This is a genomic window from Pelosinus fermentans JBW45 (assembly GCF_000271665.2).
GTDB lineage: Bacteria > Bacillota > Negativicutes > DSM-13327 > DSM-13327 > Pelosinus > Pelosinus baikalensis.
In genome coordinates this window covers 5,221,134-5,236,552 of sequence record NZ_CP010978.1, presented here as the reverse complement: position 1 = coordinate 5,236,552, position 15,419 = coordinate 5,221,134, and the positions used below count along the sequence as shown (strand labels likewise).

General features: G+C 39.1%; 3 protein-coding genes. All 3 read left to right on the top strand.

All coding sequences use genetic code 11. The annotated features are described in order from the left end of the window. Window positions 1-21 precede the first annotated feature (21 nt). Genes JBW_RS23060 through JBW_RS23050 form a run of 3 tightly spaced genes read left to right on the top strand, consistent with a single transcriptional unit; the run spans window position 22 to window position 15,416 of the window. Window positions 22-4,017, top strand: coding sequence for a non-ribosomal peptide synthetase (locus JBW_RS23060; RefSeq protein ID WP_007954885.1), 3,996 nt, complete (start codon window positions 22-24; stop codon window positions 4,015-4,017). A gap of 48 nt (window positions 4,018-4,065) precedes the next feature. Continuing rightward, on the top strand, window positions 4,066-14,142 hold the full coding sequence (locus JBW_RS23055) for a non-ribosomal peptide synthetase (protein ID WP_007954887.1): 10,077 nt from the start codon (window positions 4,066-4,068) through the stop codon (window positions 14,140-14,142). Then, on the top strand, window positions 14,139-15,416 hold the full coding sequence (locus JBW_RS23050; RefSeq protein ID WP_007954889.1) for a hypothetical protein: 1,278 nt from the start codon (window positions 14,139-14,141) through the stop codon (window positions 15,414-15,416). Before JBW_RS23055 ends, JBW_RS23050 begins: the two co-directional genes overlap by 4 nt. The last annotated feature ends 3 nt before the right edge of the window (window positions 15,417-15,419 follow it).

Below are 15,419 nucleotides of genomic sequence, written 5' to 3'. Positions count from 1 at the left end.
TAAGAGTAGGAGGAGCGCTGCATGTTGTTGGATAAACATTCTCGAAATATTATCGTATCAAGCGGGGATTATGAAGAAGAAAAAATGTATTGGATGAAGAAATTAGACGGTGAGATAAATAGTAATGGTTTTTCTGCCAATAATGATCAAAATCAAATTGGATATACAAAAGCGATATTTAAACGCAAACTGTCAAACAAAGTTTTTCAGAAAATAGTTCATTTAAGCAATCACTCTGAATATGCTACCTATGTAATTCTGTTATCTGGTATAAAATATCTGCTGTACAGATATACCGCTAATTGCGATCTTTTAGTAGGTATGCCTGTGTTTAAACAAGGCGTAGATATAGATAGCATATATTTAAATAGTATTTTACCGCTCAGAAGCAACATTGATGTAGGGGAGAGCTTTAGCGATTTCTTGGGTAAAATAAAAAACATTGTCATTGAGGCTGATAGTTATCAAAATTACCCTCTTGATACTATTTATGAAAAGTTGAAATTGTGCTCTGCAAGTGATGAAGGCTTAGTTTATAAGACCGTCGTTTTACTGGAAAACATTCACGAGAAGACAATCATTGATGATTTTAAAATTGATACACTATTTTCTTTTTTACTGCTGGAAGATTCTATAGAGGTTACATTGGAATATAATGAAAATCTTTATACGGAACAAGTAATGAAACAGGTGATTGATCACCTGTTTCATTACTTCCAGGAAGTAACCCAAAATCCTCAAATCAAACTATCTGAAATAGAAATTTTATCTGAGGATGAAAAAAGAAACATATTATTTGATTTTAATAATACAGACGTTGCTTATCCAAGAGAACAGACAATTCAGAGAGTATTTGAAGAACAGGTTGAAAAAAATCCGGATAACATTGCCGTGATCTTTGAGGACCAGTGGCTTACCTATCGAGAATTAAATAACAAGACGAACCAATTGGCAAGAGTATTACGAAATAAAGGGGTAAAAGCAAATCGTTTAGTAGGTATCATGGTGGAACGTTCCTTTGGAATGATTATTGGAATTATCGGGATATTGAAAGCAGGGGGAGCCTATTTGCCTATAGCTCCGGATTACCCAGAGGAAAGAATCAGCTACATGTTGGAAGACAGTGGGACAAGAATTCTACTAACCCAGAGTCGTTTCCTTAATAGAGTGTCATATAAGGGTCATGTAATTGATTTAGATGATGTAAGTTTATATTGTGGCGAAGACTCCAACCTGCCATTAGAAAACAATTCTCATGATTTGGCCTATGTAATCTATACTTCTGGCTCCACCGGAAAACCGAAAGGGGTAATGATCGAACATCACTCTGTTATCAATAGAATCAATTGGATGCAAGATTACTATAGACTTGAATCCAAAGACGTTATCATGCAAAAAACTCCCTTTACTTTTGATGTATCGGTATGGGAGATTTTATGGTGGTTCTTCGTAGGAGCAAGGGTTTGTATGTTAAGACCAGGCGGCGAAAAAGAGCCTGAAGAAATAGTAAGATCGATCGAGAAAAATAAAGTAACTACCATGCATTTTGTACCTTCTATGTTAGCCGTTTTTTTAACTTATATGGAGAATCAAATCAATGTAAATAAACTCGAAAGCCTAGAGCAGGTATTTGCCAGCGGAGAAGCACTGAATCCGGAACATGCAAATAAATTTAATACACTATTAAAAGGGCAGCCTGTTAAATTGATCAATTTATATGGTCCAACAGAAGCTACCGTGGACGTATCTTATTTTGATTGTTCAACGGGGAAGGAACTTGAAATTGTTCCAATTGGTAAGCCGATTGATAATATAAAGTTATTTATAGTCAATAAAAATAATAAACTCCAACCCATCGGTATGGCTGGCGAGCTTTGTATTGCAGGAGAGGGCTTAGCTAGAGGATACTTAAACAAACCGGAACTGACGGCAGAGAAATTTGTAAAAAATCCTTTCTTTCCCGGAGCACGGATGTACCGAACCGGCGATCTTGCAAGATGGCTCCCCGATGGAAACATTGAATTCTTGGGTCGAATCGATCATCAAGTAAAAATTAGAGGTTTTAGGATCGAATTGGGGGAGATTGAAACTCAATTATTAAAACATCCCTCTATAAAAGAAAGCGTTGTTGTCGCTAAAGAAGGCAAAGACAGTGATAAATATCTCTGCGCTTATATTGTGGCAGAGCGGGAAGTTACTATATCAGAATTACGGGGTCATCTCTCCCGGGAATTACCTGATTACATGATACCATCTTATTTTGTACAGCTTGAAAAGATGCCGCTTAGTTCAAATGGCAAAGCGGATAGGAAGGCCTTACCTGAACCAAATAGCAATATGAATACTGGAATTGAGTATGTTGCTCCCCGGAATGAAAGAGAAGAATTATTGACCAAGATATGGCAAGAGGTATTAAAAGTAAAGAAAGTGGGAATAAAGGATAATTTCTTCAGCTTAGGAGGAGACTCAATTAAGGCTATACAAGTAATGTCTCGCCTGAGCCAGTGCGGACTAAACTTAGAAATGCGAGATTTGTTTACGTATCCCATGATTGAAGGATTGAGCAGCCATATAACCTTGACGAGCAGGGGGGTTGATCAAGGGATGGTTGAAGGTGAAGTCGGTTTTACACCTATGCAGAGTTGGTTATTTGAGCAAAGCTTTACAGAGAAACATCACTTTAATCAGGCCGTTATGCTATATGGAAAGAACGGATTTGTAGAAAGTATTATTAGAAAAGTTTTTTCAAAATTGGTAGACCATCATGACGTTTTACGAATGATTATTAAGACTGATGCAGGCAAGCTTGTCCAGTTTAATAGAGGTCTTGAAGGCGAACTTTATTCATTAGAAACTGTAGATGTTAGGGATTACAATAATTGTCGGGAAATAATTGCGAAAGAAGCGGATCGAATTCAAAATAGTATTGATCTATACCATGGTCCTTTGGTTAAATTAGGGCTGTTTAAGACCAATGCAGGGGATCACCTTTTAATTGTTATTCATCATTTGATAATTGATGGAGTATCCTGGAGGATTATACTTCAGGATCTTTTTAATGGGTATATTCAGGTGTTGCATGATGAAGAAATAAAATTTGCGAATAAGACCAACTCCTTTAAAGATTGGTCGGCTGGATTAGCTGTTTATGCGAACAGCCGGGAACTATTAAACGAGATAGAATATTGGATAAAGCTTGAAGAAACGAATGTAAAACCGCTTCCCAAGGATAAAGCCGTTCAGGAAAGAAGAAGCGGAGATAATGGCTATATCCAAATTAATTTAACCGAAAGAGAAACGGAAACCTTGCTAAAAAAGGTTAATTCAGCTTATAACACGGAGGTAAATGATATTTTGCTTACCGCTCTGGGTCTTACGATTAAAGAATGGACAAGGGAAGGCAGGGTATTAGTTAATCTGGAGGGACACGGTAGAGAAAGAATAATAAAGGATATTGATATATCAAGGACTGTCGGATGGTTTACGGCCCAATACCCTGTAATCTTGGATATGAGCGGTGATCAGAATCTTGCATATAAGATAAAAGCAGTAAAAGAAAGCATGCGGCAGATACCCAATAAAGGGATCGGATACGGGATTCTTAAATATCAAACCTTACCTGAAAAAAAGGAATCACTAATGTTTAACCTGAAGCCAGAAATCAATTTCAATTATCTTGGACAATTTGACGGGGATGTGAATACGGAACTATTTACGATTTCCGGTATTCCTGCGGGAAAATCGATATCTCCATACATGGAAAATCTGTATGCGATGGATATAAACGGGATGGTTACCAAAGGAAGATTACTATTAAACTTCACGTATCATAAAGGTGAGTATGAAAACGACACCGTTATGAAAATTGCAGAGCTTTTTAAGAAAAAGCTGCTTCACGTTATTGATCATTGCGCAGAGCTCGACTCCACCGAAATGACACCAAGTGATTTTACTTTAAAGAGTATCACCTTTGAAGACCTTGAAGATCTTGAAGATGTATGTAGTGATGTTGAATAAAAGTATAATCATATTGATTTTATAAAAGCGGGCTTGGGAGGGTATTCAATGAGTAATGGAAAGAAAAAAAATCATAAAAAAATAAAGGATATATATATGTTATCTCCTATGCAGGAAGGCATGTTATATCATTCGCTGCTATATAGTGGATCCAATGCGTATTTTGAACAGAGTTTCTTATCCATAGAAGGCAGTCTGGAAGTCAAATATCTTGAAGAAAGCTTGAATATGCTTATTGAAAGGTACGACATATTGCGGACTGTTTTTGTCTATGAAAACGTGGAAAAACCAGTTCAGGTTGTTATGAAAACACGCAAGGCGCATATTCATTTTGAGGATATCACCCATTTGTCAGAATTGGAAAAGAAAGCATTTATTGAAGAATTTAAAAAGGCGGACAGACTCAGAGGGTTTGATTTAAGAAAAGATCTTCCCATGCGTATCAGTGTAGTTAAAGCGGGAAATGAATCATACAAGTTACTATGGAGTTTTCACCATATCATTATGGACGGATGGTGCATGGGGATCATTCGTAAGGAATTTCTGGCAATGTATCATTCTTTAAAAGAGAATCGGCAGTTGAACTTAGGGGTTGTATATCCTTACAGTGACTACATTAATTGGCTTACTCAGCAAGACCGGGAAGAGGCTGCATTATACTGGAAAAGGTATTTGAGAGATTACGAAGAACGGGCCGTGCTTCCCAAAAATAAGGGGATTGTAACAGATGGGAAATATGAATTAGCAGAAATGACTTTCCGGATAAACGAAAGCACAAGAAAAGGTCTAGAGGATATCGTAAAGACAAATAATGTAACCCTAAATACCATTGTTCAGTCGGCGTGGGGAATCTTATTGCAGAGGTATAATAATACCAATGATGTTGTGTTCGGTGCAGTCGTATCAGGAAGACCCCACGAAATAAAAGGTATTGAGAATATGGTAGGATTATTTATAAATACTTTGCCTGTCAGGATAAAATGCGATGAATCCGAAACCTTTGGGGGATTAGTAAATAGGGTACAGCAATTTGCAGTAGAATCTGAGCGGTTCAGTTACTATCCTTTGGCTGAAATACAGGCAAATACGGACTTAAAAGGCAGTTTAGTTGATCACATTGTCGTTTTTGAGAATTATCCTGTTGAAGAAGGTTTGGACGCTAATGAGATTGGTTTTACTGTAGGCGATAGTGAGTCTTATGAACAAACGAATTATAACTTTAACATGATTGTCGTTCTTGGTAAGGAATTAACCGTTACGTTTAACTATAATGCACTGGCATATGATCCAGCTTTTATGAAAAGAATAAAAGGACATTTTCAAGGAATTATCGAGAGAATAATTGAAAATCCTCATGTTCTGGTAAGAGATATCGATATACTTACAGAAGAAGAACGGCAAGGACTTTCAGCGTTTAACAATACCCAGGTGGAATACCCCAAATACAAAGTGATCCATGAGCTATTCGAAGAACAGGCTGAAAAGAATCCTGATTGTATTGCTGTGAACTTTGAACAAGAAGTACTTACATATAAAGAGCTGAATAATAAGGCCAATCAATTGGCGCGAGTCCTCTCTCATAAGGGAGTAAAAAGAAATAGCATTGTAAGCATAATGACGGAACGCTCTCCGGAAATGATTATTGGACTTATGGGAATCTTGAAGGCTGGAGGGGCATATCTGCCGATTGATCCGGAGTATCCTGAGGATAGAATCCGCTATATGCTAGAAGACAGCGGAACAGATATCTTATTAACGCAGCAGCACTTAGTTGACCAAGAAGTCTTCTCCCGGGAAACAATTCTTTTAGATGACCCTAACTTGTACTCTGGAGATAATTCTAATTTACGCATGGAGCGTAATTCGCGAGATATAGCGTATGTGATTTATACCTCAGGGTCGTCCGGCAAACCGAAAGGGGTTGAAATTGAGCACACTAGTCTTGTGAATCTGGTATCCTGGCATCAGCGTGTATATAACATCACTTTTCTAGACAGGGCAAGTCAATTGGCAGGACAGGCCTTTGACGCTTCGGTTTGGGAGATTTGGCCCTATTTGACGTCCGGTGCAGAGTTATGGATACCTAATAATGAAACCAGAGCATCAACAACAGGGCTGATTCAGTGGCTCAAGGACAACCTGATTACTGTAAGTTTTATGCCGACACCAATGGCCGAGGCATTATTGGCTGAGGAGTGGTCAGGTGAAATTCAGCTTAGGGCATTATTAACAGGTGGGGATAAGCTGCACCGCAGACCTTCAAAAGAGATCCCCTTTACGTTGGTAAATCATTACGGTCCAACTGAGAACACTGTCGTTACAACCTGGGCTTCTGTCAGCCGGGATGAGCCCAATGATGTCCTGCCTCCGATAGGTCGCCCTGTGGATAATACACAAATCTATATCGTGGACAGAAATAATAATTTGCAGCCGATTGGTATAGCTGGGGAACTTTGCATATCCGGTGATGGTTTGGCAAAAGGTTATTTGAACAGACCGGAATTGACAGCCGAAAAATTTGTAGAAAATCCTTTCGTACCGGGTAAGCGGATGTATCGGTCAGGGGATCTAGCTAGATGGCTGCCGGACGGCAATATTGAATTTTTGGGCCGGATTGATTATCAAGTCAAAATCCGAGGATTCCGAATCGAACTAGGTGAGATCGAAACCGAAATAATAAACTATCCGTCCATAAAAGAAGCAGTGGTGATTGATAAAGAGGATACAAATGATCAGAAATATTTATGTGCTTTCATTGTAGCCGAACAGGAACTTACTACTAGGGAGCTTAGGGAACATTTAAGTAAAACATTGCCTGAGTACATGATACCGTCAATCTTTGTCCAGCTTGAGAAGATGCCGTTAACATCCAATGGTAAAATCGATAGAAAAGTTTTACCGGAACCAGAGGGAAGGATTGGAACGAAATATGTAGCACCGAGGAATGAAGGGGAAGAAAAGCTGGCACAAATCTGGCAGAGTGTTTTAGGCGTGGAAAAGGTCGGAATCGAAGATAATTTTTTTGAACTGGGTGGTCATTCGTTAAAGGCAATAAGCCTTGTAGCCAAGGTACATAAGGAATTTGGGGCAGAGGTGCCCCTGCAGCAAATATTTAAAGCCCAAACCATCAAAGAATTAATCAAAATTATCAATGGTGCGGCAGAAAATAACTATGCGGCTATTGAAGCAGCAGCTGAACAAGAATATTATCCCGTATCCTCAGCGCAAAAGAGAATGTTTATCTTAAATCAATTTGGCGTAAATGGTACTGCCTATAATATGTCCGCAGCATTTAAGGTGGAGGGTGTTTTAAGCAAACAGCGGTTTGAAGAGGTGTGGACAAAACTAATCCAAAGACATGAAACCTTACGGACCTCCTTTGAATTAATTAATGGGGAACCGGTACAACGAGTACACAAAGAAACTGCTTTTACCATTGAGTGTTTCTACGGGGAAAAAGAGGATATAGGAAATATTTTTCAGAATTTTGTACGTCCCTTTGATTTAAGCAAGGCTCCGTTGCTTAGAGTGGGGCTGGTTGAATTGGATGAAAACAGCCATGTTATGTTATTTGATATGCATCATATTATCTCTGATGGCGTATCTATGGGGATTTTGGCAAAAGAGTTGGCAAGCTTGTATGAAGGTATGGAATTGCCGGAGCTGCAGGTTCAGTACAAAGATTTTTCGGCTTGGCAAAAAAACTTGCAGGCAAGTGAAATATTTAAACATCGGGAGGCATATTGGTTACAGACCTTAGGAGGCGAACTTCCGGTACTCAATATGCCGAGTGATTATCCAAGACCACCAGTTAAAAGCTTTGAGGGAGACTGGCTAAAGTTTACTTTAGGAGAAGAACTGACAAGAGAGTTAAATAAACTTGCCATGGAAACCGGTACAACCTTATATATGGTATTGATGGCAGCATACAATATTTTATTGTCAAAATATACGGATCAGGAAGATATTATAGTAGGGACACCGATTACAGGCAGGCCCCATGCGAATTTAGAAAATATTGTGGGTATGTTTGTTAATACGCTGACGATGCGAAATTTCCCGGCAGGGAGCAAAAACTTTCTAGAATTCTTGCGAGAGGTCAAGGGAAACTCGCTGAAAGGTTACGAGCATCAGGACTATCAATTTGAAGAACTGGTAGACAAGCTGGATATAGCAAGAGATATAAGCCGAAATCCGTTGTTTGATACGATGTTTTCTTTACAGAACATGGACATTGCCGCACTAGAAATTAATAATTTGAAATTTTCTCCTTATGAATTTGCCAACAAAACTGCAAAATTTGATCTAAGCTTAGAGGCAGTAGAAGTAAATGGTCGTTTAGAGTTTACGCTGCAATATTATACCAAGCTATTTAAGCGAGAATCAATTGAGCGATTGGGAAGTCACTTTGTTAGCATCCTGAAAAGTATTGTAGTTCAGCCGCAAATCAAGATCACGGATATAGAAATTTTATCAGAACATGAGAAAAATCAAATACTCTATGATTTTAATAATACAGAAACCGTCTATCCGAAAGATCAGACAATGCAGGAGCTTTTTGAGAAGCAGGCAGCAAGGCAGCCAGATAATATCGCGGTACTATTTGGTGATAAGCGTCTCACTTATGGAGACTTGAATAATAAAGCCAATCAATTGGCACGAGTCTTACGCAGCAAGGGCGTAAAAGCCAACAGTATCGTTGGAATTATGGTGGAACGCTCACCGGAAATGATGATCGGAATTATGGGAATATTGAAAGCTGGGGGGGCTTATCTGCCTATTGACCCGGAGTATCCGCCGGAAAGGATCTGCTATATGCTGACGGATAGTGGAACCAGCATCTTATTAACCCAGGAACATTTGTTTCATATAGCTCCGTTTAAAGGAGAAACAATTGATTTAGACCACCAAGGTTTATATTCAGGAGATCCTGCCAATTTGATACCTATAAATACTCCGCAAGACCTAGCGTATGTGATCTATACTTCGGGGTCCACGGGAAAACCAAAAGGAGTCGAAATTGAACACCACTCGCTGGTAAATACTTTAAGCTGGCTGCAAAATCAATATCCTGTAACAGAAGAGGACATTATACTGCAAAAAACATCATATACTTTCGATGCATCCGTATGGGAAGTATTGTGGTGGGGGATGGCAGGCGCCAAAGTATGTCTTTTAGAGCCACAAGGGGAAAAAGATCCGGCAAAAATTATCAAGGCGATTAGTGAAAAAAAAGTAACAGTGATCCAATTTGTACCTTCCTTATTAAATATACTTTTGGAATATATGGAAGAGCAGGTCAATCAAGAGCATTTATCAAGTTTGAAAATGGTATTTGTCGGTGGGGAAGCATTACAAGCAAACTTAGTTGAAAGATTTCATGAAATATGTAATACGAAGTCTAATGTAAAACTAATTAATCAATATGGTCCCACGGAAGCAACCATTGATGCATCACATTTTGCATGCTTAACAGAAGAAAAACATGCATCTATACCCATTGGTAAGCCGATTGATAATATCAATTTGTATATTATGAATGGAACCAATAAGTTACAGCCCATCGGTATAGCCGGTGAACTTTGTATTGCCGGAGAGGGATTGGCCAGGGGCTATGTAAATAGACCAGAATTGACAGCAGAGAAGTTTGTAGAAAATCCATTTTCCCAAGGGGAAAAGATGTATCGGACGGGCGATCTGGCGAGATGGTTACCGGATGGTGCTATCGAGTATTTGGGCAGAATGGATCATCAGGTGAAGATTAGGGGCTTTAGAATCGAATTAGGTGAGATCGAAGCTGAACTTTTAAAACATCCGTCTATGAAAGAAACAATCGTCATTGCCAAGGAAGACAGTAAGGGCGACAAGTATTTATGTGCCTATTTTGTAGCCGAACAGGCACTCACCGTAGCAGAACTGAGGGAGCACCTTGCAAAAGCAATACCCGATTATATGCTTCCGTCAGCTTTTGTACAGCTTGACAAGATGCCGTTAACGTCAAACGGGAAAATTGACAGGAAAGCGCTGCCGGAGCCTGAGGGGCGGATTAATACGGGAACGGAATATGTCGCACCAAGAAACGCTGTGGAGAAGAAGCTGGCGGAAATTTGGCAGGAGGTTTTAGATGTTGAGAAGGTCGGGATTGAAGATAACTTTTTCGAATTGGGCGGTCATTCCTTAAAGGCCATTACTCTTGTTGCCAAAATACATAAGGAACTTGGGGCAGAAATATCTCTGCAGGAAGTATTTAAAGCGCAAACCATCAAGGCAATGATTAAAACCATCGAAGGTGCTGGGGAAAGTGATTATGCGACCATTGAACCAGTAGCGAACCAAGAATATTATCCAGTTTCCTCTGCGCAAAAGAGAATGTTTATCCTGAATCAGTTTGAGCCGGAAAATATGAATTATAATATGCCCGCTGTATTTACAGTAGAAGGGGCTTTGGAAAAAGATCGATTGGAAGATGTACTCAAAAATCTCATTCAGCGTCACGAAACATTACGGACTTCCTTTGCGGTTATTAACAGGGAGCCTATGCAAAGGATACACAAAGAAATTGAGTTTACCATCGACAGCATGCAAAAGGGAAAAAAAGATATACCGAATATCATTCAATCTTTTGTGCGTCCCTTTGATCTGGGCAAAGCAGCATTACTCAGAGTGGGACTGATCGAATTAGGCGAAAACAAGCATATTGTGTTGTTTGATATGCACCATATCATATCTGATGGTGTATCAATGAGCATTATAGTGAAAGAACTGGCAGGTTTATACGAGGGGCAGGAACTGCCGGAACTGCGGATTCAGTATAAAGATTTTTCGGCTTGGCAGAATGAAATGTTCCAAAGCAAAGCGTTAAAGAAACAAGAGGAATATTGGCTAAAAGCCTTTACAGGAGAACTTCCTGTACTCAATATGCCAAGTGATTATCCCCGGCCAATCGTCAGAAGCTTTGCGGGAGATAGGATCAACTTTTCCGTAGAAGAAGAATTGACAGAAGCGTTAAACAAACTTGCTATGGAAACTGGTACTACCTTATACATGGTGCTGCTGGCGGCATATAATGTTTTATTATCAAAATATACGGGTCAGGAAGACATTATTGTAGGATCACCCATTGCAGGCAGATCCCATGCAGATTTAGAAAATATGGTCGGTATGTTCGTCAATACTCTGGCAATGCGGAACAACCCAACAGAAAGCAAAAGTTTCCTAGAATTTTTGCAAGAGGTCAAAGACAATGCATTGGATGCCTATGAATATCAGGACTATCAATTTGAAGAATTGGTGGACAAGTTAAAGATAACAAGAAATCTAAGCCGAAATCCTCTGTTTGATACCATGTTTACTGTTCAAAATGCCGGTGCAGCAGTGTTAGAAATGAATAATTTAAGATTTTCACCTTATGAATTTGAACATAAAGTGGCGAAATTCGACTTAACTTTAGAAGCTATCGAAGTAAACAATCGCTTAGAGCTCATCTTGGAATACTATACCAGACTGTTTAAGAAAGAAACAATGGAACGGTTAGGACGGCATTTTACAAATATATTAAGAAATATTGCAGCACAGCCGGGAATTAAACTGGGAGATATTGAGCTCGCATCAGAGGATGAGAAACACCAAATTCTGGTTGAATTCAATAATGCGAAAACGACCTATCCACAAGATAAAACCATTCAGGAACTGTTTGAGGAGCAAGCCGCAAAGAACCCTGATCATATTGCTATAACCTTTGTAGAGCAGCAGCTAACCTATCGAGAACTGAACCAACGAGCCAACCAATTGGCAAGAAATTTAAGGAAGAAGGGCGTAAAAGCCAATAGCATAGTCGGCATGATTGTAGAACGCTCACCGGAAATGATCGTTGGCATCATGGGGATCTTGAAGGCTGGAGGGGCGTACCTGCCCATTGATCCGGAATATCCGGCAGAAAGAATCAACTATATGCTGGAAGATAGCGGAGCAAGAATCTTAGTAACGCAGCAGCACTTAGTTGATACTATAGTTTTCAATGGAGATATGATCGACTTAGATGATATGGAATTGTACAAGGAAGATGCTGCAAACTTGGAAAAAGTAAATACCTCCCAAGATTTAGCCTATGTCATTTATACCTCAGGGTCCACGGGGAAACCTAAAGGAAATTTGACCATGCATTATAATGTAGTTCGGGTTGTCAAAAACACGAATTACATTGAGATCACGATTGATGATGTATTGTTGCAGCTATCTAATTACGCTTTTGACGGTTCGGTTTTTGATATTTATGGAGCGTTGCTAAACGGAGCGAAACTGGTGCTGATTGACAAGGTTAATGTAGTAGATATGAATAGGCTGAGCAAGGTGATCGATCAGGAAAAAGTAACAGTCTTCTTTATTACGACTGCTCTGTTTAATACGCTGGTGGACGTAAATATTGCATGTTTGAAAAATATAAGAAAAGTGCTGTTTGGTGGAGAAATGGTTTCCGCACATCATGTACGTAAAGCCTATGAATATTTGGGCAGTGGAAGGATTGTGCATGTATATGGTCCGACAGAGACCACCGTTTATGCGACCTACTACGAGATAAAACATCTGCAAGATGAGGAAATGAGCGTACCCATTGGGGCTCCTATAGCCAATACCTGCATTTATATAGTAAGCCAGGGCGGAAATTTACAACCCGTCGGTGTTCCGGGAGAACTATGTATCGCGGGAGATGGTTTGGCTAGAGGCTATTTAAACAGATCGGAATTGACAGCAGAAAAGTTTGTAGCAAACCCGTTCGTGCTAGGTGAGAAAATGTACCGGACAGGTGACCTTGCTAGATGGCTGCCGGATGGTAATATTGAATTTTTAGGTCGAATCGACCAGCAAATCAAACTTAGAGGTTTTCGAATCGAACTGGGTGAGATCGAAGCTGGGCTGATAAACCATCCGCTGATAAAAGAAGTGTTAGTGATTGTCAAAGAAGATGGGAAGGGTAATAAGTATTTATGCGCATATATGGTAGCTGGGCAGGAAATTGCCATCTCGGAACTCAGGGAATATTTAGACCAAACACTGCCACAGTACATGATTCCGTCAGTTTTTGTACAGCTTGAAAAGATGCCGTTAACACCAAACGGAAAAATCGATAGAAAGGCACTGCCGGAACCGGAAGGAAGGGCTCAGACCAAAACGGAATACATAGCGCCGAGAAATGAAGTGGAAGAAAAGCTGGCAGAGATTTGGCAGGACGTTTTAGGGGTTGAAAAAGTTGGGATTGAAGATAACTTCTTTGAACTGGGTGGTTATTCCCTAAAAGTCATAACCCTGGTAGCGAGAATCTATGAGGAATTTGGGGTAGAAATACCTTATGATCAAATTTTTAAGAACCCTACGATAACAGAACTTGCAAAATGCACTGAAAAATCGGATTCGGTCAAACAGGTATACAGCGATTATATAAGATTTAACGAAAACAATGGTAATCAACCGAACCTGTTCTTCTTTCCTCCGGCAGTGCCATTAGGACTAATATATAGACATCTGGCGACTGAATTGAAAGAGTATACATTATATTGTTTTAATTTAGTAGAAAGTGATGCTAAAGTTAAAGAATATGTAAAAATGATAACTAGCATACAAGCCCAGGGGCCGTACGTTTTGGGTGGCTTTTCTGCAGGGGGAATTTTAACGGTTGCGGTTGCAAGAGAACTAGAAAGGCAAGGTTACGATGTAGCTGGACTCCTTTTGTTAGATTGCCAATACCTAAAAATACCGGATGAGAGCTTGGAACTCTTAATGGAACGTGTCGATGACTTTATGGAGAATATGGATGTATCCGAAAAAGAAAAGAAAAATATAAAAAAATTCATTCAAAGCAAGACAATGAATTATTTAAATTATCTTAATGGCTTACTTAACGATGAGAAAATTACGGCTGATTTATGTCAGATATATTCTCATAAAGACCAACAAAATTGTTCTAAGGCTGATGAATGGGTGCAGAAAACCATAGGAAATTATATGGAATACAAAGGCTTCGGCACACATGATGTTATGTTAGAACCTGATTATGTAAAAGGAAATGCTCAACTTATAAAACAAATAGTAGGCGTTTTGCAGCCAGATCAATGGGGTGAGAAAATATGAAGCTTGTTCAACTGGCAGGCTCATATTTTTTAGGAACGGAAGAGTTTACTTCATCAAACAGTATGAGAGCAACAATGGTTTTTAAGGAGAAGATTAATGGTGAAAAATTGGTTGGAAGTTATCGAGAACTAATCCTTGAAAATCGATTACTCCAAACGAAAATCATTGAATATCCTGAAAAGAATAAGTTTGAATGGGGGCGGTTTTCAACTGAAGAACTAGAACAACTGTTGAGTTTTGAGGAAGAAAAGCTAAGTAAGAAGTATGATAAGGACACCCTATTGAAGGAGTATTACCCGACTAATACGCGTCTTCCTTTTAACCTATCTGTTGTGGATGAATATACGGTTGTTATAAGTATGAACCATATTGTAGCAAATGGAAGATGTCTAGTCTTTTGGATTCAAAAATGGCTTCAATATTATGAAGGTGATAAACAAAAAGGCAGAGATGAACAAACAATACATACGAATTTTTTGCATGGAATTTTACGTATGATGAAGAGAGTCAATGCCTTCTTATGGCTGCCAATTTTTCTTACTGATTTTATTTTAAAAGCTGGCAAAAATCCTGGACAGGATACTGTAGACTTAAGTTATGGTAAGACTCCTGCCAAAAGTAATAATTATGCCACCAAGACATACGGCTTTGACAGGGATGAGACTAAAAAAATATTGCTGCTATGCAAGGCTAAAAAAATGACGCTAACGGAATATACCTGCGAAATAGTAGTCAAAGGATTATTCCAGTATGTACCTGATAAGAAACGTGTTGTCATTTCGATGCCCATGGACATCCATCCACTCTCACCCTATTCACCGGAATATACCTATGGAAATTTGATCGCAAGTCTTCCAGCACAATTTTTTCAAGGCAAGGAAATAGACAAACAAGTAAAATCTATGTTTCGATGGTTTAAAAGGGGACTTCCTTATAGTTTGTCATGTCTGGGAGCTGCAGTTTCTATATCCTACGAAAAAGTTAAAACACAGTGGTTAGAGCAGAGTAAAAAACCGATACCAGAAAGGTCCCCTTTAGGGGACTTTTCGCTTACCTATTCCAATCTGGGCGTTATATCCTATCCTGTAATGGAGAGATTAGTGGATTCCATCTATTTTTCCTTTAAGTCTCAATCAATCCTTCTCGTATCTTCTACCCTTTGCGGTAAGCTGTATATGAAAGTGAGTGTATCAAAGGATCTCTATCATGCTGAGGAAGTGTTCAAGCTATTTGATCAAATACTATCTAGCGAATATCTGCAGAATTTAAAATAAAAT

Bases quoted from the DNA above. Each gene is read 5' to 3' on its own strand.
- JBW_RS23050 (WP_007954889.1), top strand. From the start codon at position 14,139: ATGAAGCTTGTTCAACTGGCAGGCTCATATTTTTTAGGAACGGAAGAG.
- JBW_RS23055 (WP_007954887.1), top strand. From the start codon at position 4,066: ATGAGTAATGGAAAGAAAAAAAATCATAAAAAAATAAAGGATATATAT.
- JBW_RS23060 (WP_007954885.1), top strand. From the start codon at position 22: ATGTTGTTGGATAAACATTCTCGAAATATTATCGTATCAAGCGGGGAT.